Source organism: Arthrobacter glycogeni (assembly GCF_054511155.1).
Window position 1 is genome coordinate 75,498 of sequence record NZ_JBTNDE010000010.1, and the last position, 21,783, is coordinate 97,280.

Here is a 21,783-nt window from a genome sequence, read left to right on the forward strand (position 1 = left end):
ATGGCGCGGACCAAAGGCTGGGCAGCCCTCACCGGCATGATTGCGGTGGCTATCGCGGTGATTGCGGCCGAGCTGACAGCAGCACTGGCAAGCCCCTCCCTCTCCCCGGTGACAGCGACCGGCTCCACGGTCATCGATGTGCTCCCGCCGGGAGTGAAGGATTGGGCGATCGAAACGTTCGGCACAGCCGACAAGCTCGTGTTCCTCATCACCATGTTGATGGTCATTGCCGTAGTGGCGGCGGGCGCCGGGATGCTTGAGTACCGGTGGCGCCGCGCCGGGGCCGCAGTAGTGCTCGCGTTCGGGCTGGCCGGGATCGCAGCGGTCGCCACCCGACCTCAGTCATCGACGGCATCGTTCGCGGCCCCGGTGGTCGCGCTGGTGCTCGGCGTCATGCTGATCAGCATCCTGATCGACAGGCTGCTGGCGTGGCAGCCCCGGCGGGACAACGGGGACGCCGTAAGCCCCGGGCCGGTGGCGCGGCGGCGTTTCCTGGCCGGGGTGGGCGTCGGGGGTGCCGTGGCAGTAGTCACCGGCGCCGCGGCCGCCGGAGTGCGGAACAGCCAGTCGCTGGTGACCCGGGCCCGGGAGCTGATCGTGCTCCCCACGCCGAGACCGACGGCGAGCGCCGACCCGGCCGCCACCGCGGTCATCCCTGCCGGGGCCGATCTCGGCGTCGACGGAGTCCCGCCCCTCGTCACCCCGAACGACGACTACTACCGGATCGACACCGCCCTGGTAGTGCCGGTCGTCGACCCGCACTCCTGGCGGCTGCGGGTGACCGGCATGGTGAAACAGGAGGTCGAGCTAACCTTCGACGAGCTTCTCGCCCTGCCCCTGGTAGAGCGCTACATCACCCTCGCCTGCGTCTCGAACGTGGTCGGTGGGGACCTGATTGGTAACGCCAAGTGGCTCGGCTGGCCCGTGCGCGAACTGCTGGCTCGGGCAGGTGTGCAGGACGGCGCCGACATGGTGCTGTCCCGCAGCATCGACGGGTTCACCGCCAGCACCCCACTGGCAGCGATGACCGATGACCGGGACGCGCTGATCGCCGTCGGGATGAACGGGGAAACCCTCCCGATGGAGCACGGCTTCCCGGTGCGCCTGGTGGTGCCCGGACTGTACGGGTTCGTGTCCGCGACCAAATGGGTAACCGAGTTGAGGGTGACCCGCTACGACGACGACGTCGCCTACTGGTCCACGCGCGGTTGGTCCGAGCGTGGCCCAGTCAAGACCTCATCAAGGATTGACGTGCCCCGGAACAATGCCACGGTGCCGGCGGGAACCGTGACGATCGCCGGCTACGCCTGGGCCCAGCACCGCGGAATCGAGACGGTGGAGGTGAGGGTTGACGGCGGGCAGTGGCAGCAGGCCCGCCTCGGGTCTGAAATTTCCAGGGACACCTGGCGTCAGTTCTCCGCCGACGTGGATCTGGAACCGGGGACCCACAGCGTGCAGGTGCGGGCCACCGATGCCACTGGCACCAGCCAGGAGGAGAGCCTGGCGCCGGTGGCCCCCGACGGCGCCACGGGACTCCACACCGTGTCGTTCACCGTTTCCTGACCATCCCGCCGCTACCGTCCGCCGGGCACTAGGGTGGAGAACCAGAGGCAATCGTGACGGCAAGTAGGGACCCCATGATCAGAAGCGTCGAGGAACATCAACAGGCCGTGCTGGGGCTGCTCCGCTACAGCAGCAGCTACCCCGCCGGCCACCGGTCCGACGACGACGAGGTCACCGAGCGGGTACGGTTGGCCGACGCCCGCGGACGGGTGCTGGACTCCGACCTGCTGGCCCCGGTGAGCCTGCCCCCGTTCGACAATTCCCAGATGGACGGGTACGCCGTCCACGAGGCAGATCTCGGCTCGGCGGGCGACCCGGCTGGGCGAACCCTGAGCGTCGGCGCGCCCATCCCCGCCGGGATCGAACCGCCGGAGCTGGTGCAGGGCACGGCGGCGCCCATCATGACCGGTGCCATGATCCCGCGGGGCACGGGCGCCGTCGTTCCCATCGAACGGGTGACTCCAGCCCAGTTCTACTCGGCCGAAGACTACGACTCGGGCGAGGAGCTGACCGTCGGCCTGCCCGGCACAGTCGAATCCGGAGCGTTCATCCGCCGGACCGGCAGCGACATCGCCGCCGGGACCGTCGCGCTTGCCGCCGGTACGCTGCTTGGCCCGGCCCAGCTGGGGCTCCTCGCCGCCTGCGGTGTGGCCAGCGTCCCGGTGCGCCGCCCGTTCACCGTCCTGCTGCTGACCACCGGCGACGAAGTCCAGGAGCCCGGGAGCACGCCGCAACCCGGGAAGATTTTCGACGCCAACACCACCCTCCTGGAAACCGCGCTCCTCGACGCTGGCGCCGCCGTCGTCAGGCACCGGCTGATGGACGACAACCCGACGCTCCTGCGGGAAGCTCTCTCCGCCGTCGCCAGCAGCGGCATCCACCTGATCCTCACCACCGGCGGGATCAGCCAGGGTGCCTATGAGGTGGTGAAACAGGCGCTGGCCAATAGCAGCGTCGAGTTCCTCGCGGTCGCTATGCAACCCGGCGGACCGCAGGCGCTCGGGACGATCGGCGGGGTTCCGTTCCTCGGTTTCCCCGGCAACCCGGTCAGCGCTCTCGTATCCTTCGAAATGTTCCTCCGGCCGGCACTCACCGCCGTCGCAGGCGTTCCACACCCTCGGGTGTCGCTGATCGCCGCCCTTGAAAACGACGTGACATCACCGGAAGCGAAACACCAGGTCAGGCGGGGCTGGTACACCCCCCGGGCGGCAGCGGGGGAGCCGGTCGGAACGGTTAGGCTGATAGGCGGCCCCGGATCGCACCTGATCCACGCGTTGGCGGAATCGAATGTGCTGGTGCACCTGCCCGTGGGCACCGGGAACCTCACAGCAGGGGACCTGGTGTCGGTCTGGCTGGTGGATGGAGTGCAGGGTAGCCCCGCGTTCGGGATCCCGGCGTCGCACCCGCTCGCCACCGAAGGCACACGATTTTGAAGCATGACAGTGAGGACAGCATGACCGAGAACACCGGCCCGGCGTCGCTCAGCCATGTGCGCGAGGACGGCAGCGCGCACATGGTTGACGTGTCAGCCAAGACCGAAACGCCGCGCGAGGCCACCGCGCAAGCCGTCCTGCGCACCACCGCCGAGGTGGTGGGCCTGATCACCGCCGGCGGGCTCCCCAAGGGTGACGCGTTGGCTGTCGCCCGGGTGGCCGGGATCATGGCCGCCAAGCAGACCTCCTCGTTGATCCCGCTGTGCCATCCGCTGCCGCTGAGCAAAATCACCGTCGACTTCAGCGCCGCCGACAACACGGTCACTATCACCTGCCTGGTCAAGACGACGGCGGTCACCGGCGTCGAAATGGAAGCACTGACCGGGGCGTCGCTGGCAGCTCTGGCGCTCTACGACATGATCAAGGCCGTGGACAAGCGCGCCGTCATCACCGACACGCGGGTACTGGCGAAGTCCGGCGGCAAAAGCGGGGACTGGACGGCATGACCGGGCCGCGCACCGCAGCAGTAATCATCGCGTCCACCCGGGCCGCCGCCGGGATCTACCAGGACGAGTGTGGCCCGGTCATCCTCGGCTGGCTGCTGGAGAACGGTTTCGCGGCGGAGCAGGCACACGTGGTGCCCGACGGCGACCAGGTGGGCCTGGCGATCGGTGCGGCACTCACCGGTTCACCCTCGGTGCTCATCACCAGCGGCGGGACCGGGCTCAGCCCCGACGATGTCACCCCCGAACAAACCGCACCGTACCTCCAGCGGTATCTGCCCGGCATCATGGAATCCGTCCGCCGCGTCGGTACCGAAAAGGTGCCGACGGCGGCGCTCAGCCGGGGCCATGCCGGTACCGCGGGCACCACCTTCGTCATCAACCTGCCCGGCTCGCCCGGCGGGGTCAAGGACGGCCTGGCCGTCCTCAAACCGCTGCTGGGGCACATCTGCTCCCAGCTGGAAGGAAAAAGTGAACACTAGCAGTGTGGTGCATGTGTCCCTCGCGCAGCACAGCATCAGTCTCGACGAGGCCCTCGCGCGGGTCGACGCTGCGGACTGCGGCGCTGTGGTCGGGTTCGGCGGCGTGGTCAGGAATCACGACGGCGGCCGAGAAGTCACCTCCCTGAGCTACACGGCGCATCCCAGTGCCGGGCGGATCATCGCCGGGATCGCCGACGAGATCGCCGCCCGGTATGACGGCGTCCGGATCTGGGTGGCACACCGCGTCGGCCCGTTGGCTATCGGTGATCCTGCGCTGGTGGCAGCAGTCGCCTCCGCGCATCGCGGCGAGGCCTTCGCCGCGTGCTCGGAACTGGTGGACACAGTCAAGGAGAGGGTCCCCATCTGGAAAGAACAGTTCTTCACCGACGGTACCGTCGAATGGGTCGGGGCCGGCAGTGCAGCCTCCACCGGTGGCGGCACTGAACCTCCGGCCGCCGGGGCGGACTCCTGACCCAAATGGGCAGGAGAGTAGCTGATCAGTAGGGTTGGGTGTTATGACTGAACAACTTGCCGTCGCCGTGCTGGGAGCCGCCGGGCGGATGGGGTCGGAAGCGGTCAAAGCCATCGACGCCGCGCCGGACCTTGACCTCGTCGCCGCCCTGGGGCGGCACGATTCGCTGGACACCCTCGTGGCCGCCGGCGCGCAGTGCATCGTTGATCTGTCGGTGCCCGACGCGACGCTCGCGAACGTGACATTCGCCGTCGAACGCGGCATCCACGCCGTGGTGGGCACCACCGGCTGGGACGAGCCCAGCCTGGACCGGCTCCGCACCCTCCTGGTCGACCACCCGGCGACCGGCGTGTTGATCGCCCCCAACTTTGCGCTCGGCTCGGTACTCGCCACCGCTTTTGCCGCCCGCGCCGCCCGATATTTCGAGTCGGTGGAGATTATCGAACTGCACCACCCCGACAAGATCGATGCGCCCTCCGGCACTGCCGTCCGGACGGCAACCCTGATCGCCCAGACCCGCCGCGAAGCCGGCCTCCCGCTGAGTCCCGACGCGACCACCAGTGAGCGTGACGGTGCCCGCGGCGCCGACGTCGACGGCGTCCGGGTGCATTCGGTGCGGCTGCGCGGTCTGGTGGCGCACCAGGAAGTGCTCCTGGGCGGCGCGGGGGAGCAGCTCACCATCCGTCATGATTCGTATCACCGCGAGTCGTTTATGCCCGGCGTCCTGCTGGGTGTCCGCGGCGTCGCATCCCACCCCGGCCTGACGGTGGGGCTGGACGGCTACCTCGATCTGGAAGCGTGAGCCGCATGGCTGAAACTGTTGGATTCTTCGGCACCCTGAAGCGCCACCGTGCCAAGGTGGGGGTGGCCCTGGTGAGCCTGCTGCTCGTCTTCTGGCTCGTCGTCGCCCTGCAACGCAGCATCATCCTCCTGGCCGACCCCGATCTGGTGGCCAAGGCCCTGGGACTCGCCTATCTCTTGCTGCCGTTGATCGGCGGCTGGGCCATGATCCGCGAACTCCTGTTCGGGCTGCAGACGTCGAAGATGGCCAACGACCTCGACGCCGAAGGGAGGCTACCCATCGACGACCTCCCCCGGACTCCCGCTGGCCGGATTGTCAGGTCGGCGGCCGACGCCCGGTTCCCCGAATACCAGGCGGAAGTAGAAGCGGCACCTGAGGACTGGCGGGGCTGGTTCAGGCTCTCCTGCGCCTACGACGCAGCCGGGGACAGGACCCGTGCCCGGCGCTCCATGCGGACGGCCGGGAAACTGTACGCAACAGCCCGCTAACCTCCCGTGGCGGGTGCACCCGGTTGGCTCCGCGGCAGAAGATCCATAGTGTCGCCCCATGGGGACTGAGAGAGACGATACGGACCGGGTCATCATCACCGAAGTGGGTGCGTCAGGTGATCGTCAGGCAACACACGGCGACGACGGCAACTACGGTGAGGCGGGGCAGCGCCGGACCGATGATGGGACCACCCGGCACCGCGTCACGGGTAAACGGTCGGTCAACCCGTTCTTCATGGCAGCCTGGTTGCTGGCCCTCCTGATGGTGGTGGCGGGAGTGTCGTCGGTGGTGTTCTCCCTACAGGGGATGAATCCTTACGCCATGTTCATCCCCGCACCAGATGGCATCAGCGAATCGACCAGCTACCAGATCCTGATGAGTCTGCTGATCAGCCCGGTCGGTGCCGGTCCGTTGCTGCTCGTGGCCGGCTGCATGCTGGCCGGGATTCTCCTGACAGTCCACGGCGTCAATCACGCCCGCCGCCGCTCCGAGCCAGCGTCAGCTGCCCGGGCCTGACCGAGCCGTCCGGGACGCACCCGAGGTGACCAGCTCCAACGGCCCGCGGGCATTGACCTTCAGGAAGAGCACCCCCAGGACGACGAAGACGGCCACCTGTCCCCAGTAGACCAGAGACGGTTCCGGCACGGGATTCTGGGCGTCGACAATGCTCATGGTCCAGATATGCAGGGTGTACAGGGTCAGGGTCATCGCGCCCGCCGCGGACAAGGGGAGCAGCGCGGATTCAAACCGCCGGGTCGCGAGCAGGCATAGCCCGATCACCAGGGCAGCCGTCCCGCTGGTGTGCAGCAGATCCAGCGGAGAGCCCGAATGGGGGGCGCTGACCGCCAACCACCACCACGAGCCCGACTGGTCAACACCGGTCAGGCTGACGTTCATCATCGCCTCCAGCGGGTACCGGCTGCCGTCGGGGGTCTGCAATAGTGCCGTCAGGCCGCCGGCCGGTCCCAGCAGGTAGCCGCTGGCCGCCTTCGCCGCAAGGGCCACTGCGGCACCGGAAACGACGAGTCCCAGCTGCACACGAAGGTCTCTCAGCGGCAGCCGACCGACGGCCATCCCGATCAGGAGGTAGCTCAGCCATTGCAGCGCCGGGTAGTAGCCGGTCACCGTGATGTCAGCCAGCAGGGTTGCCGGTTCAAGCAGCGTTTCAAACAGGGGGTTACCGCCCACCGATGGCGGGCTGACGGTGTCCGCGATCCACGGCCGCAGCAGGTACGCGGCGACGGGGGAGAGGAGCACCCACCCGGCAGCCCACCACGCGAGGCGCCGCAGGGGCATCGACACGAACGGCAGGGCAAGCAGGAACAGCACCCCATAGTGGAACAGGATGATGGCAATGTTGGTTTCCAGTCCGCCAAGCATCAGCCCGATCAGCATGATCACCGCGGCCCGGGCTGCGATACCCCGGCGGTCCATCCCCAACGACGGGCGGTTATGGATCCGGTGCCCTCCGGTCAGCAAGGCCAGGCCAAGTCCGGCGACGACGGCGAACAGGGCCGATGCCCGCCCGGAGAAGACCAGCGCCACCCAGGTGGCGGTCGCGCTACCCGGAACATAGAGGGGGAAAATGTGGGTGCTCATCATCCCGAAAAGAGCCACGCCGCGGGCGGCGTCGACTCCGCTCAGTCGACGGGTTGCCTTGCCAGATACCATGACCTGATCGTCTCACGGCGGGGAGTCGCACCGCGGCGGGGATGCGTGGCGGGCGCCAATCAGTGCCGAAGCGGGTAACGTTTTACCCATGGCTCACACCGACACCCGCACCCTTCCCTTCGGCACCCTGGCCATAGCGATGGTGACCCCGTTCCACGCTGACGGCAGCGTTGACTTCGAGGCCACCGCCCAGCTCGCTAATCAGCTGGTCGACGACGGCTGCGACGGGCTGGTGATCTCCGGTACCACCGGAGAGACGTCAACGCTCGAGGACCAGGAGAAGGAAGACCTCTTCCGGGTAGTCGTCGAAACGGTGGGCGGGCGTGCCAAGGTCATCGCCGGCACTGGCACCAACCACACCTCGCACTCCATCGAGATGGCGCAGCGCGCCGTGCGCGCCGGCGTCGACGGTCAACTGGTGGTGACCCCCTACTACAACAAGCCCACCCAGGCCGGTGTGCTGGCCCACTTCGAGGCGGTCGCCGAAGCCACGGATCTGCCCATCATGATCTACGACATTCCGGGCCGGTCCGGAATCCCGATCCGCACCGAGACCATGATCCGGCTGGCGGACAACCCGAAGATCGTGGCGCTGAAGGACGCGAAAGCTGACTTCGCCGAGATCACCCGGGTGCTCGCCAACACCACCCTCGACGTGTACTCCGGCGACGACGGCCTCACCCTGCCCTGGATGATCGCCGGCGGCGTTGGCGTGGTCAGCGTCAGCGCGCACGTCGCCACTGCCCAGTTCAGAGCCCTGGTCGACGCCGCCGGCGCGGGCGACGTCGACACCGCCCGCCGGATCCACTTCGAGCTTGATCCGGTGGTCCGCGCAGTCATGACCCACCTCCCCGGTACTGTCTCAGCGAAGCAGATCCTCAAAATGCAGGGCCTCATCCCCAACGCTGTGGTCAGGTTGCCCCTCGTAGGGCCCTCCACCACCGAGATGGAGCCCATTCTCGCCGACCTGGCCGAAGCGGGGATGAACTTCGACCGCCCGCGCTCCACCCGCCGCTCGGAGGGAACCCGGGCATGACGGTGTCGGCCGCCACAGCACTCATCGCCCCACCGGACCTCGCGCCGGGCGTGCTGCGCATCGTCCCACTGGGCGGTCTCGGCGAAATTGGCCGGAACATGGCGGTGTTCGAACTGAACGGCAAACTTCTGATCGTCGACTGTGGAGTGCTGTTCCCCGAAGAAACCCAGCCCGGCGTCGACCTGATCCTCCCCGACTTCTCGTACATCGAGGACCGGCTCGACGACGTCGTCGGCCTGGTCCTGACGCACGGTCATGAGGACCACATTGGCGCCGTCCCCTATTTGCTGCGGCACAAGAAAGACATCCCGCTGATCGGCTCCCAGCTCACGCTGGCCCTGATCGAAGCGAAACTGCAGGAACACCGGATCACTCCCTACACCCTCACCGTTACCGAGGGGCAGATTGAGCAGTTCGGCCCGTTCGAATGCGAGTTCGTGGCGGTCAACCACTCCATCCCGGATGCCCTCGCCGTCTTCATCCGCACTGTTGCCGGAAACGTCCTGCACACCGGGGACTTCAAGATGGACCAGCTTCCGCTGGACGGGCGCATCACCGATCTGAGGGCGTTCGCGCGGCTCGGCGAGGAGGGGGTTGACTTGTTCATGGTCGACTCCACGAACGCCGACGTGCCCGGTTTCACCACCGCTGAACGCGAGATCGGCCCGGTCCTGAACCGGCTGTTCGGACAGGTCACCAAACGGGTTATCGTCGCCTCGTTCTCGTCCCACATCCACCGGGTCCAACAGGTACTCGACGCCGCCGAAGCCCACGGGCGCTTCGTCTGCTTCGCCGGGCGATCAATGGTGCGGAACATGACCATCGCCACGAAGTTGGGGTACCTGAAAGTCCCCGACGGAATCCTCGTTGACATCAAGAACGTCGACAGTTTGCCCGACGACAAAGTGGTGCTGATGTCCACCGGGTCCCAGGGGGAGCCGATGGCGGCCCTGTCCCGGATGGCCAACGGCGACCACAGAATCACCGTGGGCAAGGGCGACACGGTGATCCTCGCATCCTCCCTGATCCCCGGCAACGAGAACGCGGTGTTCAGGGTGATCAACGGGCTACTCAAGCTCGGTGCCGACGTCATCCATAAGGGCAACGAGAAGGTCCACGTCTCCGGGCACGCTGCGGCGGGCGAACTGCTCTATTGCTACAACATCATCAGGCCACGCAATGTGATGCCGGTACACGGTGAAACCCGGCACCTGATCGCCAACGCCCGGCTGGCCGAGCAGACCGGCGTCCCCACCGAGAACGTGCTGCTGACCGACGACGGCTCGGTGATCGACCTGGCGAATGGTGTCGCCCGCATCGTTGGGGCGGTGGAATGTGGGTTCGTTTACGTGGACGGGTCGAGCATCGGGGAGATCACCGACGCCGATCTCAAGGACCGCCGCATCCTCGGCGAAGAGGGGTTCATCTCCATCGTCACCGTGGTCAACCGGAGCACCGGAAAGATCGTGTCGGGTCCCGACATTCACGCCCGGGGCTTCGCCGAAGACGACTCGGTGTTCGACGAGATCAAGCCCCAGCTCAACGCGGCACTCGAGGAAGCCGTCATGAGTAACAAGGACCACACCGTGTACCAGTTGCAGCAGGTGGTCCGCAGGGTGATTGGCACGTGGGTGAACCGTCGCTATCGCCGTCGGCCCATGATCATCCCGGTGGTCCTGGAGGCCTAGGCGACCGGGACCCACTGGGCATAGGCCTCGATGCCCACCGAACTCGCTCACCTGGCGGGCAGCTGTGCAGGCGGCAGTGCAGAACCGGCCGCGTATGTCCCGGAAATCCGGGGCGATGTCCGGTACCGTTAGCTCCATGGCGACTCGTACTTCCCCGGGCCCCAGAGGTTCACAGCAGTCGCGCGGTAAGAACACTTCGACTGCTGCGCGTTCAACTTCGGGCCGCAGCGGTGCTACCAAAAGTGGCGGCAGCACCCGGCAACCGACCAAACAGCAGCCCGTGCAGCCCGGTGACACCCTTCCCCTGCCGCTGCGCGCCCTGAGGGGACTATGGATGGGCCTGGCCCACATGGTTGCATCGGGAGTCCGCAAGTTTGGTCATGATGTCCGCCCGGAGAAGGAACTGCGCCGGGATGGCACAGGCCTGTTCCTCATGATTCTTAGCGTTGCCGTTGCCGCAGTCGAGTGGTGGGCACTGACCGGGCCCGGCGCCGACGTCGTGCACGCTGTCGCCGCCGGAACGTTCGGCTGGATGGCGCTGCTGGTGCCGTTCATGCTGCTGATCGGTGCGGTCCGTCTTTTCAGGTACCCCGAGAATCACCGTGCCAACAACCGGGTCGGCATCGGCATGACCATCGCCTTGTTCGCTGGCTCCGGTATCGCGCACCTCTCCGGCGGGGCGCCCGCCCTCGTGGACGGCTTCGAACGCCTGTGGCAGGCCGGGGGAGTGGTTGGCTTCCTGGTTGCTGGCCCGCTGAGCGCTATCCTGACCGTCTGGCCAGTGGTTGTTCTGCTGTCGGTCCTGATCTTTTTGAGCGTGCTTATCGTTACCGCCACCCCCTTCCGGCATATCCCCTCCCGGCTCCGGGCCCTGTATGAACACCTCATGGGGCAGGACCTCATTGACGAGGATCGGCAGAAGAAGGGCGAGCGTGGTGACGGCGAAGCCGCCGACGGGAAGCACGACCAGAGCTACCTCGACGAACGCCCCTCCACCCCCACGAAGAAGCCCAAGCGAAGGATGCGCCTCTTCGGACGTGACCGCGCGGCTGACCGGGAGCAGGCTGAGCTGGACGGCTACGTCGGCGACGAGGCGTTTGAGCGGGCGGTGGTGGACGACGACGTCGATCACGATGCCCAGGACCAGCGGGGGCACCAGGCCGCTGCTCCCACGGAGCCGCGGGTACCGCCGGGGGTCCGTCGTCCCACCCAGCAGGAACGGGCTACCGAGAAGATCAAGCAGGATCACGGTATCCCGGCTGATCCCCACGACCCCGGACACGACCCGGGCGCCCAGAGCCCCGAACCGGCCACCGAAGCCATGGCAGTGCTCCCCACAGCGGTGCCCCGGGTTCCCTCGACCCCCGTGCAACCGCAGGTACCGCCAACCCCCATGCCGCAGCGGACCGAGCAGCTGCAACTGGCCGGTGATGTCACCTACACCCTCCCGCCGTCGGACTACCTACCCGCGGGAACCCCTCCCAAGGAACGCTCCGAAGCCAACGACTCGGTGGTCGCCGCGCTGACCCACACCCTCGACCAGTTCCACGTGGATGCCAAAGTTACCGGGTTCTCCCGCGGTCCCACGGTGACCCGGTACGAGATCGAGCTGGCACCGGGCACCAAGGTGGAGCGGGTGACCGCCCTGTCCAAGAACATTTCCTACGCGGTGGCGAGCTCCGACGTCCGCATCCTGTCGCCGATCCCGGGCAAGTCGGCGATCGGCATCGAGATCCCCAACACCGACCGCGAGACGGTGTCGCTGGGCGACGTCCTGCGCTCCGGCAACGCCCGCAAAACCGACCACCCGATGGTGATGGGCGTCGGCAAGGACGTTGAAGGCGGGTTCGTCGTCGCCAACCTCGCCAAGATGCCCCACCTGCTGGTCGCTGGTGCCACCGGCGCCGGTAAGTCATCGTTCGTGAACTCGATGATCACGTCGATCCTGATGCGTTCCACCCCCGACGAGGTGCGCATGGTGATGGTCGACCCCAAACGCGTGGAACTCACCGCCTACGAAGGCGTTCCCCACCTGATCACCCCCATCATCACCAGCCCCAAAAAGGCTGCCGAGGCGCTCCAGTGGGTAGTCCGCGAAATGGACACCCGCTACGACGATCTCGCCAACTACGGGTACAAGCACATCGACGACTTCAACAAAGCCGTCCGGAACGGGAAGGTCATCCCGCCCGAGGGATCGAAGCGCGTGGTCCGCCCTTACCCCTATCTCCTGGTCATCGTCGATGAGCTCGCCGACCTGATGATGGTGGCACCACGCGACGTCGAAGACTCGATTGTGCGCATCACCCAGTTGGCGCGTGCCGCCGGTATCCACCTGGTCCTCGCCACCCAGCGACCGTCGGTCGACGTCGTCACCGGCCTGATCAAGGCCAACGTGCCGTCACGGATGGCGTTCGCGACGTCGTCGGTCACCGACTCCCGCGTGGTCCTGGACCAGCCAGGCGCCGAGAAACTGATTGGGCAGGGCGACGCGCTCTTCCTCCCGATGGGCGCCTCCAAGCCGATGCGCGTGCAGGGCGCCTGGGTCACCGAATCCGAAATCCACCGCGTGGTGGAACACGTCAAGGGTCAGTTGAAGGCCAACTACCGGGAGGACGTGGCCGTCGAGGCCCCGAAGAAGCAGATCGACGACGACATTGGGGATGATCTCGACGTCCTGCTGCAGGCCACCGAACTGGTGGTCACCACCCAGTTCGGGTCCACCTCCATGCTGCAACGTAAACTGCGGGTTGGGTTCGCGAAGGCGGGCCGGCTGATGGACCTGCTGGAGTCCCGCGGCGTGGTGGGCCCCTCGGAGGGCTCCAAGGCCCGTGATGTGCTGGTCAAGCCGGATGACCTGGCCGCCGTGCTCGGCGCGATGCGCGGCGACGGCCCGGTCTCGGTCCCCGACGAACCGGCCGCCAGCGCTGCGGCGCCCATCGATCTGGTGGCCGACGACCTTGAGGCCCGCCGCCAGACGGGTCAGTATCACGACGGGTCCGACGACGACGCTGACGGTTCCACTGACGCCTGGTCCCTCACGGGAAGGTAGCCTTGAGCCGTGAGTATCCCTCCGGCCAAACAGGTCCCTACGCTGAACATCGCCAACGTCCTTACGGTGGTGAGGATCCTGCTGGTCCCGTTCTTCATCTGGTTCCTGCTCCTCGACGACTCAGCCGACGACGGCAGCGGGGGGTTGTTCCGCTGGCTGGCCGTGGCGGTCTTCGCCGTCGCGATCTACACCGACAAGCTGGACGGCGACCTGGCCCGCAGCCGAGGGCTGATCACCGACTTCGGGAAGATCGCGGATCCGATCGCCGACAAGCTGCTGATCGGCTCTGCCCTGATCCTGCTCTCAATCCTGGGCGAACTCTGGTGGTGGGTGACCATCGTGATCCTGGTCCGTGAACTCGGCATCACCGTGCTGCGCTTCGCCGTCATCCGGTATGGGGTGATGCCCGCCTCGCGGGGCGGGAAACTCAAAACCGTGATCCAGACCTTCGCGATCTTCCTGTACCTGCTCCCGCTCGCCGGTCTGGTGGGGGACTGGTATTCCTGGCTGGCCATCGCCGTGATGCTCACGGCCGTTGCTGTCACCGTCATCACCGGGCTGGACTACATTGTGCAGGCGGTCCGGCTGCGACGCGACGCCCGCGCTCCGGGACAGCCCGGCCCAACGTCGTAATGGCTACCTCCGCCGACGCGTCGGGGTCCGCCGCCGAGGTGGTCAGCCTGGCTGCCACCCGAAACCTGACCGTCGCGACAGCCGAATCGCTGACCGCCGGGCTGGTTGCCGCGGAGCTCGGAGCGGTACCCGGCGCGTCCGCTGTTTTTCAGGGCGGGGCGGTGACCTACCAGAACAGGGTCAAGGTGGATGTTCTCGGTGTTGACGCCGATGGGCTTGCGGCAACCGGAGCCGTGGACGCCGTCGTCGCCCGCCAAATGGCTGACGGGGCGCGCCGGGTGTTCACCGCTGATCTGGCCGTGTCGACCACCGGGGCCGCCGGGCCCGAACCCCACGGGGGCAAAGCCGTCGGCACAGTTTTCGTTGCTGTCGCGTCGGCGGCCGGAACAACTGTCAGCGAGTACCTGTTCGACGGCGACCGGGAGGAGGTGCGCCAGCGTGCGTGTGCTGCCGCACTGGACCAATTGAGTGCTGTATTGCGAGAGCAGGACGCAGGGAACAAATCCTAGGACCGAACAGTTATCATTACTGTCAGCCATTGAACAGGTTGACAGCTTAGGCTTGACACTACGAAGCCGGTACAGCTCCGTAAGGAGACTCCGGTTCAAATGCAACGAGGGAGCATGGCGATTCAGATGGTAAAGCAACCCGTATCCATAAACGGAGTAGTCCGTTGGCGGGATGTGGGGTTGGCGGATGACGCACAGCGGAAGCCGAAGGAGCGCAAGATGGTAGTGCTACGCCACGAGATTGGGGATGTCCTGCGGGACGTTCGCCAGCGGCAGGGACGCACACTGCGCGAGGTGTCGCATAGCGCACGAGTCTCGCTGGGTTACCTGAGCGAGGTGGAGCGAGGCCAGAAGGAAGCGTCCTCCGAGCTTCTTTCCTCCATCTGCACGGCGCTCGACGTCCCGTTGTCCCTCATGCTCCGCGAGGTCAGTGAGCGTCTCGCCGAGGCGGAGGGTGTGTCAGTACCCGACACCGTCCCACAGGAATTCGCCAGGGCTTTCGTGGGAGACATCCGCGATGACCTCGCCAACGATTTCAGCCGCGGACTAGCAGCCACGAACCGCTAACGGCGCGGTCGAAGCAGTCTCACCGAGACCGTATAAACACAACCCGCCGGGACAATCCCGGCGGGTTGTGTTGTGGGTCAATCACCACTTGTCTTTGGTGTACGTCTCATTGAGCTGGGCGATCAGCTGGCCGAGGGTGGTGAGGTCCTTGACGTCCCAGTCATCCATCAGATTGTGGAACGCTTCCTTGCGGGCAGTCTGTGCGGTGACCAACTGCTGCGATCCGGCGGGGGTCAGGGTGATGGATTGGGCGCGGCCGTCCAGGGGGTCGGCCTCCTTCTGCACCAGCCCCAACTGCTCGAGCATGGCGATCTGGCGGCTGACCGACGGTTTCCCGACGCCGATGCTCGCGGCGATGTCCGTCAGTCTCATGGCACCCTCGCGCTGGAGGATGACCAGCAGCCCATAGGCAGCCGGCTCCATGTCCGGGTGGACCCGCCTGGCCACCTTGTAGGAGTTCGATCGTGCCCTCCGCCACAACATGCTCAGTTGTTGCTCCAGTGCCTGAATGGCAGTGTCAACGGTGGGGTCGGCTTCACGATGCTCGGCTGTCATGTGGTTCATTCTATGGTGACCGACACAATCGCCGGGGAAAGAGTTTCGTTGGGAGAATAAGTCGAACCGCCAGCCGGGCAGAAGTGAGAGGATTACCCCATGCGAACCAGTGCCTTTTGGCGGCTTATGGATGACGAGTTTGGGGGCGGGTACTCCCGTACCCTGGCCCGCACCATCGTCCTGGCGGAACTCGGGGGTCGCACTCCGGTGGAGGCGCTCGGCGCAGGAATCGGACCCCGGGACATTTGGGCGGCGGTGTGTGAGCTGCAGGACGTACCACTTGAACGGCGCCTGGGCCGAGACATCACCCCCACCTAGGGCCCGGCCAGCCCCTGACACGCCGCGCGAGTTATTCGAATATTTGTTCGGATAGGACTATCATTTCTAACAGACGGCAGTCATGGTTATCCACATACGCCGTGATGCTTCTCAATTTGTCAGTGCCCCGGGTTACGGTCGAATTGAACACGAAAAAGGCCGTCACGGCCATAACAAACCGAGGTGAAGAATGGCCGCACCAGCAGACCGCGAGAAAGCACTCGAAGCAGCACTCGCGCAGATCGACAAGCAGTATGGCAAGGGCTCGGTGATGCGTCTGGGCGATGAGGTGCGCGCCCCAATTGAGACCATTTCCACCAGTTCGATCGCGCTTGACGCCGCGCTGGGCATTGGCGGGCTTCCCCGGGGCAGGGTCGTGGAGATCTACGGTCCGGAGTCCTCAGGTAAGACGACCCTGGCCCTGCACGCTGTCGCCAACGCGCAACGCAACGGTGGCATTGCGGCATTCATCGATGCTGAGCACGCCCTTGACCCCGAGTACGCCAAACGACTGGGTGTCGATACCGACGCCCTCCTGGTGTCCCAGCCGGACACCGGCGAGCAGGCGCTGGAGATCATGGACATGCTGATCGGTTCCGGATCGATTGACGTGATCGTGATCGACTCGGTGGCAGCACTGGTGCCGCGCGCCGAGATCGAGGGCGACATGGGCGACAGCCACGTGGGCCTGCAGGCACGGCTAATGAGTCAGGCGCTCCGGAAGATCACCGGTCGCCTCGCCCAGAGCAAAACCACAGCGATCTTCATCAACCAGCTTCGAGAGAAGATCGGCGTGTTCTTCGGTAGCCCCGAAACAACCACCGGTGGTAAAGCGCTGAAGTTCTACGCGTCCATCCGGATTGACGTCCGCCGGATCGAGACACTGAAGGAGGGTGCGGTCCCGGTCGGAAACCGGACCCGCGCCAAGGTAGTCAAGAACAAGATGGCGCCGCCCTTCAAACAGGCCGAGTTCGACATCCTGTACGGCTACGGAATTTCACGCGAGGGCGGGCTGATCGACGTCGGCGTCGAAAACGGCCTGGTCAAAAAGTCCGGTGCCTGGTTCACCTACGACGGGGACCAGCTGGGTCAGGGCAAGGAAAACGCACGGAAGTTCCTACTCGACAACCCAGACCTCACCGACGAGCTGGAACGCCGCATCCGCGAGAAGCTCGGCGTGGGGGTAGCGGCCGAGGACGCAACGGTCGAGCCAAAGGCAAAGGTTGAGCCCAAGCTGAAGGCGGTTAGCGGAGAGAACCGCTAGGCAACCATGGCGTTCGGACGGAATGGCGGCTCCAGGGGTGGGACAGAAGAGGGCATCCCTGGAACCGCAAAGCGGGCCTCCGAGCCCGATGCCGACCCGTACGCGACCGCCCGCTCGATCGTGCTGCGCCAACTGACGCTGGCACCAAAAAGTCGCCATCAGCTCGCCTCCAAACTAGCGGAGCGGGATGTGCCGGACGAGGTGGCTGTCGCCGTATTGGACCGGTTCGAAGAGGTCGAGCTGGTTGACGACGCAGAATTCGCCATGATGTGGGTAAGGAGCCGGGCCTCGACCCGGTCGCTGGCCCGGAGCGCGCTGAAACGTGAACTGGCCGGGAAAGGTATCCACGGGGACATCGCCGAGGAGGCCCTCGCCCAGGTGAGCGACGACGAGGAGCGCGACGCAGCTGAAGAGCTCGTCCGCCGCAAGCACCGGCCTGGCGCCGTGTGCACGGATAGGGCCGCCCGTGACAAAGAGACCCGACGGCTGGTGAGCATGCTAGGACGCAAGGGCTACGGCCCGTCGCTGGCCTTCAGCGTGGTCAGATTGGTGCTCGACGAGGCCGCTAGGGACATTGACGCCGATGATGCTGAGGGAACCGGCGCTGGTCCGGATCTCGACTGACCCGACGCATCCACTTGATGCAGCCGGTTGGTTCAGGGTTGTCTCGCTCCATTGACCCGTTATCCATTCGTTCCCTTAATCGGCCAACAAAGGTCTGGCGGACCCTGAACCCTGAACTGTAGGCTGAGCAGCGTCATGATCGGGTTGGGGCGGACTTTAACTGCTGCACGGATGGGCGCTGGTGCAGCGTTAGCCGTGCTAGTCCTTGGTGCCTCGCTCCTGACCCCAGTTACTCCCGCTGTCGCCTTGGACTTTCCGACCTGGGACGACATTCGTCAGGCCAAGGACAACGCCGCCGCCAAACGGGGCCAGGTCACGGACATCGAATCCCTGTTGGAGGGGCTCCGCTCGACCTCGGCAGAGCTGGGTGACGCGGCGGTAGAATCCGCTGCCGACCACACCCGCGCGGTAGAGGAGCTACGGGTCAGTGAGCGGCTCTCCGATACCCTTGCGATCCAGCTCGTCAATGCGCGAGCCGAGTCGGCCGACCAGCATGAGGCAGCGGGAGCCGCTGCCGCTCTTTCCTACAAGACGGGAAGCACGAACACCGGGATGCTGGCGTTGCTGGATCCTGAGGGCGCCATGGATCTCCTCGACCGGATGATGGTGCTGGAAAGGGTCACCGATCGTGCCGCCGGCTCTTACAGCAACGCCGTAGCAGCGGAGCAGGAAGTGGAATCCCTCCAGGACCGCTACGCCGCTGCCGCCAACCGACACCGTGAACTCACTGCCGAAGCCGCCGACCGTCTCAGCGTCGCCCGGGGCGACGACGCTGCAGCGCGGGCCTGGGTCCAGGAGCAGGAAGCCCGGGCCGCGGAGCTCTTCGAACAGCTCGCGGAGCTCAATGACACGACGGCCTCGGTGGAGGCCGAGCGCATTCAAGGCTTGCAGGAGCAGGCCGCCTTCCTCGAGCAGCAAGCGGCAGCAGAGGCTGCTGCGCTAGTTCGGGCGGCGGTCGAGTCCGCTGAGATGACCACGGCACCTCCCCGAGCTCCTGCACCGCCCGCGGTAGCGGATCCGGCAGGTCGGCCGCCGACCCCCCAGAAGTCGGCGCCCTCGACACAGGCGCCCCAGACACAGGCGCCCCCGACACAGGCGCCCCCGATGCCGGCGCCCCAGGCACCGGCGCCACGTCCGCCAGCGCTCCTACCGGGCCCGGCCCCTGCCCCGGCGCACCCTGAGCCGGCCCCTGTACCCGCGCCCGCGCCAACCCCTGCACCAGCTCCGCCGGCCCCGGCACCGATCGTTGACGACCCTGCCGGAGCACAGGCCTACGCCTCCTCCCGCCTCTCCTCATTCGGATGGGGCGACGGCGAGTTCCAGTGCCTGGTAGACCTCTGGAACAAAGAATCCCGGTGGCTGACCAGCGCCAACAACCCCTCCAGTGGCGCCTACGGCATCCCGCAGTCACTGCCCGGCAGTAAAATGGGCAGTGCCGGCGCCGACTGGCGCACCAACTACCGCACCCAGATCGAATGGGGTCTGGGCTATATCTCGGGCCGGTACGGATCACCCTGCGCCGCCTGGCAGCATTCCCAACGTGTGGGCTGGTACTAACCACCCCTGCCCCCGCCCGGAGCCGATTGTGGGGCCACGCCCGGCACACGTACCCTTAACGGGTGAGTCCTATCGCCCCTACCCTTCCCGCAGATCCCGCCGCCGATCTGGCGGGAGACCCCACGCCACTATCACGGGCGCAGCGCACCTACGAGGTTCGCACCTACGGGTGCCAGATGAACGTCCACGATTCCGAGCGGATCTCGGGGCTACTGGAAAACGCCGGCTACACGGCGGCCACCGGCACGCAGGCCGACGTCGTCGTCTTCAATACTTGCGCGGTCCGTGAAAATGCCGACAACAAGCTGTACGGAAACCTTGGCATGCTCGCCTCGGTGAAGGAAAAACATCCCGGCATGCAGATCGCCGTTGGAGGCTGCCTCGCCCAGAAGGACCGCGACACTATCCTGAAGAAGGCGCCGTGGGTTGACGCAGTGTTCGGCACCCACAACGTCGGTGCCCTCCCAGCCCTGCTGGAGCGGGCCCGTCACAACAACGAGGCGCAACTGGAGATTCTCGAGTCCCTCGATGTCTTTCCTTCCACTCTGCCGACCAAGCGCGACGCGGTCTACTCCGGCTGGGTGTCGATTTCGGTTGGCTGCAACAACACCTGCACTTTTTGCATTGTGCCGGCCCTGCGGGGCAAGGAACGCGACCGGCGCCCGGGGGAGATCCTCGCCGAGATTGAGGCGCTGGTCGCCGACGGCGCCATTGAGGTCACCCTGCTGGGACAGAACGTCAACTCCTACGGGGTGGAATTCGGCGACCGGGGGGCATTCGCCAAACTGCTCCGTGCCTGCGGCAGCATTGAAGGCCTCGAACGGGTCAGGTTCACCAGCCCCCACCCCGCAGCGTTCACCGACGACGTCATCGACGCGATGGCCGAGACGCCCACTGTGATGCCCCAGCTGCACATGCCGTTGCAGTCGGGATCCGACCAGATTCTGAAAGCCATGCGCCGGTCCTACCGCTCCTCAAAGTTCCTGGGCATCCTGGACCGGGTGCGGGAGAAGATGCCGCACGCGTCAATCTCCACCGACATCATTGTCGGGTTCCCCGGGGAAACAGAGGCGGACTTCCAGGCCACCCTCGACGTCGTCGAGCAGTCCCGGTTCGCCACCGCCTTCACCTTCCAGTACTCCAAGCGTCCCGGCACGCCCGCCGCGGACCTGCCCGGCCAGATCCCGAAGGCTGTGGTGCAGGAACGGTTCGAGCGCCTGACCGCTCTACAGGACCGGATCGCCGCCGAAGAAAACGCACTCCAGCTCGGACGCACCGTCGAGCTGATGGTGACCGCCCAACAGGGCCGCAAAGCCAGCGAAACCCACCGCCTGTCGGGCAGGGCCCGCGATCAACGGCTGGTGCACTTCTCGGTACCCGACGGGGTCGAGCCACCCCGGCCCGGCGACCTGGTGACTGTTACGGTCACCGAGGCCGCTGCCTTCCACCTGGTCGCCGACCCAGCGTCGGGCGCCGACATTCACATCCGCAGGTCCCGGGCCGGCGACGCCTGGGATAGGTCCCAGGCCGATTCCTGCGGTGCGCCGGCACCCGGTGCGACCGGCCCCGGGGCCGCAACTGCGGGTGCTGTGTCGCTGGGGATGCCCTCGCTCCCGGTCCGCGGCGCCTAACGGTGACTGCGACGGGCACAGCAGCGCCACCCCTGATTGCCGTCGTCGGGCCCACCGGATCGGGGAAGTCCTCGCTCGGCATTGACCTGGCGCAGCAGTTCGACGGCGAGATCATCAACGCCGACTCCATGCAGTTCTACCGGGGCATGGACATCGGCACCGCCAAGGTCACAGTCCAGGAACGGCAGGGGATACCGCATCACCTGCTGGACACCCTCGACGTGCATGAGGAAGCCAGCGTGGCGGCCTACCAGCAGCAGGCACGCGCGACGATCACCGCCATCCGGGACCGGGGCAAACTGCCGATCCTGGTCGGCGGATCCGGTCTCTACGTGCGGGCAGCCCTCGATATGCTCGAATTCCCCGGTACCAACCCCCCTGTCAGGGCCCGGCTGGAGGCAGACCTGGCCCGCGACGGGGCCGATTCGCTCCGCCAGCGGCTGGCGCAGATCGACCCGCTCTCTGCCGGGCGGGACCTCGACGATCGGCGCCTGATCCGCGCGCTGGAAGTCCACGAGGTGACCGGCCGTCCCTTCAGCTCCTTCATGCCGCAACGCCGCTACCACCAGCCATCGCTGCAGCTTGGGCTGCAGGTCGACCGCGCCCTCCTGCGGGAGCGCCTCGCGGCCAGGGTTCACACCATGGTGGATAAAGGGTTGCTTGAGGAAGTGGCCAGCCTCGACAACCACGGGCTGCGCACCGGCCGCACCGCGTCCAGAGCGCTCGGCTACGCCCAATTCCTCCAGGTTCTCGATGGTGGGCTGACCTTGGACCAGGCGGCCACCGAGACCATCGACGCGACCCGTCGCTTCGCGCGCCGACAGCTCACGTGGTTCCGCGCCGACCCGCGGATCACCTGGCTCGATTGGGAGGATCCGCACCTCAGCACTCGGGCTGCGGACCACATCCGGCAGACCTTCGGCCTATCCTAGAC

Annotated in this window: 22 protein-coding genes; 20 read left to right on the forward strand and 2 right to left on the reverse strand. The window is 66.4% G+C overall.

The window, feature by feature from the left end; all coding sequences use genetic code 11:
- The 8 genes from ACX80O_RS08700 to ACX80O_RS08735 all read left to right on the forward strand — a co-directional run bounded on the left by ACX80O_RS08700 (position 1) and on the right by ACX80O_RS08735 (position 6,260).
- Positions 1 to 1,563, forward strand: coding sequence for a molybdopterin-dependent oxidoreductase (locus ACX80O_RS08700; protein WP_459307967.1), 1,563 nt, complete (start codon positions 1 to 3; stop codon positions 1,561 to 1,563).
- Between the two features lie 74 nt (positions 1,564 to 1,637).
- Positions 1,638 to 2,996: a molybdopterin molybdotransferase MoeA gene (locus ACX80O_RS08705; RefSeq protein ID WP_459307966.1), complete on the forward strand. Its 1,359-nt coding sequence runs from the start codon at positions 1,638 to 1,640 to the stop codon at positions 2,994 to 2,996.
- Positions 2,997 to 3,016: 20 nt separating this feature from the next.
- Entirely contained in the window at positions 3,017 to 3,502 is a 486-nt protein-coding gene (gene moaC, locus ACX80O_RS08710) for a cyclic pyranopterin monophosphate synthase MoaC (protein WP_459307965.1), read from the forward strand.
- On the forward strand, positions 3,499 to 3,981 hold the full coding sequence (locus ACX80O_RS08715; RefSeq protein WP_459333199.1) for a MogA/MoaB family molybdenum cofactor biosynthesis protein: 483 nt from the start codon (positions 3,499 to 3,501) through the stop codon (positions 3,979 to 3,981). The genes moaC and ACX80O_RS08715 overlap by 4 nt, the downstream gene beginning before the upstream one ends.
- Positions 3,971 to 4,453, forward strand: a complete 483-nt coding sequence (locus ACX80O_RS08720) for a molybdenum cofactor biosynthesis protein MoaE (protein WP_459307963.1) — start codon at positions 3,971 to 3,973, stop codon at positions 4,451 to 4,453. The genes ACX80O_RS08715 and ACX80O_RS08720 overlap by 11 nt, the downstream gene beginning before the upstream one ends.
- 43 nt (positions 4,454 to 4,496) lie before the next feature.
- Positions 4,497 to 5,255 carry a 4-hydroxy-tetrahydrodipicolinate reductase gene (gene dapB, locus ACX80O_RS08725; RefSeq protein WP_459333200.1) on the forward strand — a complete coding sequence of 253 codons (759 nt, stop codon included), beginning with the start codon at positions 4,497 to 4,499 and terminating at the stop codon, positions 5,253 to 5,255.
- A gap of 5 nt (positions 5,256 to 5,260) precedes the next feature.
- On the forward strand, positions 5,261 to 5,743 hold the full coding sequence (locus tag ACX80O_RS08730; RefSeq protein WP_459333201.1) for a hypothetical protein: 483 nt from the start codon (positions 5,261 to 5,263) through the stop codon (positions 5,741 to 5,743).
- Between the two features lie 58 nt (positions 5,744 to 5,801).
- Positions 5,802 to 6,260 (forward strand): hypothetical protein, encoded by a 459-nt coding sequence (locus ACX80O_RS08735; RefSeq protein ID WP_459333202.1) that lies wholly within the window; start codon positions 5,802 to 5,804, stop codon positions 6,258 to 6,260.
- Here the strand turns inward: ACX80O_RS08735 and ACX80O_RS08740 are convergent.
- Complete coding sequence (locus tag ACX80O_RS08740; protein ID WP_459333203.1) at positions 6,243 to 7,415, reverse strand: heparan-alpha-glucosaminide N-acetyltransferase domain-containing protein; 1,173 nt, start codon at positions 7,413 to 7,415, stop codon at positions 6,243 to 6,245. The genes ACX80O_RS08735 and ACX80O_RS08740 overlap by 18 nt on opposite strands.
- A gap of 88 nt (positions 7,416 to 7,503) precedes the next feature.
- On the opposite strand from ACX80O_RS08740, the gene dapA reads away from it, so the two are divergent.
- From dapA to ACX80O_RS08770, 6 genes are all read left to right on the forward strand, one after another.
- Positions 7,504 to 8,451: a 4-hydroxy-tetrahydrodipicolinate synthase gene (gene dapA, locus ACX80O_RS08745; RefSeq protein WP_459333204.1), complete on the forward strand. Its 948-nt coding sequence runs from the start codon at positions 7,504 to 7,506 to the stop codon at positions 8,449 to 8,451.
- On the forward strand, positions 8,448 to 10,139 hold the full coding sequence (locus tag ACX80O_RS08750; protein WP_459333205.1) for a ribonuclease J: 1,692 nt from the start codon (positions 8,448 to 8,450) through the stop codon (positions 10,137 to 10,139). Before dapA ends, ACX80O_RS08750 begins: the two co-directional genes overlap by 4 nt.
- 136 nt (positions 10,140 to 10,275) lie before the next feature.
- Entirely contained in the window at positions 10,276 to 13,191 is a 2,916-nt protein-coding gene (locus tag ACX80O_RS08755; RefSeq protein ID WP_459333206.1) for an FtsK/SpoIIIE family DNA translocase, read from the forward strand.
- A gap of 9 nt (positions 13,192 to 13,200) precedes the next feature.
- Positions 13,201 to 13,824, forward strand: coding sequence for a CDP-diacylglycerol--glycerol-3-phosphate 3-phosphatidyltransferase (pgsA, locus tag ACX80O_RS08760; RefSeq protein WP_459307955.1), 624 nt, complete (start codon positions 13,201 to 13,203; stop codon positions 13,822 to 13,824).
- Positions 13,824 to 14,333 (forward strand): CinA family protein, encoded by a 510-nt coding sequence (locus tag ACX80O_RS08765; protein WP_459307954.1) that lies wholly within the window; start codon positions 13,824 to 13,826, stop codon positions 14,331 to 14,333. Before pgsA ends, ACX80O_RS08765 begins: the two co-directional genes overlap by 1 nt.
- A gap of 126 nt (positions 14,334 to 14,459) precedes the next feature.
- The gene (locus tag ACX80O_RS08770; RefSeq protein ID WP_459307953.1) at positions 14,460 to 14,900 is read left to right on the forward strand and encodes a helix-turn-helix domain-containing protein; all 441 of its coding nucleotides are present in this window, start codon (positions 14,460 to 14,462) and stop codon (positions 14,898 to 14,900) included.
- Between the two features lie 81 nt (positions 14,901 to 14,981).
- On the opposite strand, the gene ACX80O_RS08775 is transcribed toward ACX80O_RS08770, so the two are convergent.
- Entirely contained in the window at positions 14,982 to 15,455 is a 474-nt protein-coding gene (locus ACX80O_RS08775) for a MarR family winged helix-turn-helix transcriptional regulator (RefSeq protein ID WP_459307952.1), read from the reverse strand.
- A 99-nt stretch (positions 15,456 to 15,554) separates the two neighbouring features.
- Between ACX80O_RS08775 and ACX80O_RS08780 the strand changes: the two genes are divergently transcribed.
- The 6 genes from ACX80O_RS08780 (at position 15,555) to miaA (ending at position 21,781) form a co-directional block, all read left to right on the forward strand.
- Positions 15,555 to 15,773 carry a DUF3046 domain-containing protein gene (locus ACX80O_RS08780; RefSeq protein WP_459333207.1) on the forward strand — a complete coding sequence of 73 codons (219 nt, stop codon included), beginning with the start codon at positions 15,555 to 15,557 and terminating at the stop codon, positions 15,771 to 15,773.
- 190 nt (positions 15,774 to 15,963) lie between these two features.
- Positions 15,964 to 17,037 carry a recombinase RecA gene (recA, locus tag ACX80O_RS08785; protein ID WP_459307950.1) on the forward strand — a complete coding sequence of 358 codons (1,074 nt, stop codon included), beginning with the start codon at positions 15,964 to 15,966 and terminating at the stop codon, positions 17,035 to 17,037.
- Positions 17,038 to 17,043: 6 nt separating this feature from the next.
- The gene (locus ACX80O_RS08790) at positions 17,044 to 17,661 is read left to right on the forward strand and encodes a regulatory protein RecX (protein WP_459333208.1); all 618 of its coding nucleotides are present in this window, start codon (positions 17,044 to 17,046) and stop codon (positions 17,659 to 17,661) included.
- 246 nt (positions 17,662 to 17,907) lie between these two features.
- The gene (locus ACX80O_RS08795; protein ID WP_459333209.1) at positions 17,908 to 19,218 is read left to right on the forward strand and encodes a coiled-coil domain-containing protein; all 1,311 of its coding nucleotides are present in this window, start codon (positions 17,908 to 17,910) and stop codon (positions 19,216 to 19,218) included.
- A 107-nt stretch (positions 19,219 to 19,325) separates the two neighbouring features.
- Entirely contained in the window at positions 19,326 to 20,849 is a 1,524-nt protein-coding gene (miaB, locus tag ACX80O_RS08800; RefSeq protein WP_459333231.1) for a tRNA (N6-isopentenyl adenosine(37)-C2)-methylthiotransferase MiaB, read from the forward strand.
- 2 nt (positions 20,850 to 20,851) lie between these two features.
- Positions 20,852 to 21,781, forward strand: coding sequence for a tRNA (adenosine(37)-N6)-dimethylallyltransferase MiaA (gene miaA / locus ACX80O_RS08805; RefSeq protein ID WP_459333210.1), 930 nt, complete (start codon positions 20,852 to 20,854; stop codon positions 21,779 to 21,781).
- Positions 21,782 to 21,783: the final 2 nt, after the last annotated feature.

Bases quoted from the DNA above. Each gene is read 5' to 3' on its own strand.
- ACX80O_RS08700 (WP_459307967.1), top strand. From the start codon at position 1: ATGGCGCGGACCAAAGGCTGGGCAGCCCTCACCGGCATGATTGCGGTG.
- ACX80O_RS08705 (WP_459307966.1), top strand. From the start codon at position 1,638: ATGATCAGAAGCGTCGAGGAACATCAACAGGCCGTGCTGGGGCTGCTC.
- moaC (WP_459307965.1), top strand. From the start codon at position 3,017: ATGACCGAGAACACCGGCCCGGCGTCGCTCAGCCATGTGCGCGAGGAC.
- ACX80O_RS08715 (WP_459333199.1), top strand. From the start codon at position 3,499: ATGACCGGGCCGCGCACCGCAGCAGTAATCATCGCGTCCACCCGGGCC.
- dapB (WP_459333200.1), top strand. From the start codon at position 4,497: ATGACTGAACAACTTGCCGTCGCCGTGCTGGGAGCCGCCGGGCGGATG.
- ACX80O_RS08730 (WP_459333201.1), top strand. From the start codon at position 5,261: ATGGCTGAAACTGTTGGATTCTTCGGCACCCTGAAGCGCCACCGTGCC.
- ACX80O_RS08735 (WP_459333202.1), top strand. From the start codon at position 5,802: ATGGGGACTGAGAGAGACGATACGGACCGGGTCATCATCACCGAAGTG.
- ACX80O_RS08740 (WP_459333203.1), bottom strand. From the start codon at position 7,415: ATGGTATCTGGCAAGGCAACCCGTCGACTGAGCGGAGTCGACGCCGCC.
- dapA (WP_459333204.1), top strand. From the start codon at position 7,504: ATGGCTCACACCGACACCCGCACCCTTCCCTTCGGCACCCTGGCCATA.
- ACX80O_RS08750 (WP_459333205.1), top strand. From the start codon at position 8,448: ATGACGGTGTCGGCCGCCACAGCACTCATCGCCCCACCGGACCTCGCG.
- ACX80O_RS08755 (WP_459333206.1), top strand. From the start codon at position 10,276: ATGGCGACTCGTACTTCCCCGGGCCCCAGAGGTTCACAGCAGTCGCGC.
- ACX80O_RS08765 (WP_459307954.1), top strand. From the start codon at position 13,824: ATGGCTACCTCCGCCGACGCGTCGGGGTCCGCCGCCGAGGTGGTCAGC.
- ACX80O_RS08770 (WP_459307953.1), top strand. From the start codon at position 14,460: ATGGTAAAGCAACCCGTATCCATAAACGGAGTAGTCCGTTGGCGGGAT.
- ACX80O_RS08775 (WP_459307952.1), bottom strand. From the start codon at position 15,455: ATGACAGCCGAGCATCGTGAAGCCGACCCCACCGTTGACACTGCCATT.
- ACX80O_RS08780 (WP_459333207.1), top strand. From the start codon at position 15,555: ATGCGAACCAGTGCCTTTTGGCGGCTTATGGATGACGAGTTTGGGGGC.
- recA (WP_459307950.1), top strand. From the start codon at position 15,964: ATGGCCGCACCAGCAGACCGCGAGAAAGCACTCGAAGCAGCACTCGCG.
- ACX80O_RS08790 (WP_459333208.1), top strand. From the start codon at position 17,044: ATGGCGTTCGGACGGAATGGCGGCTCCAGGGGTGGGACAGAAGAGGGC.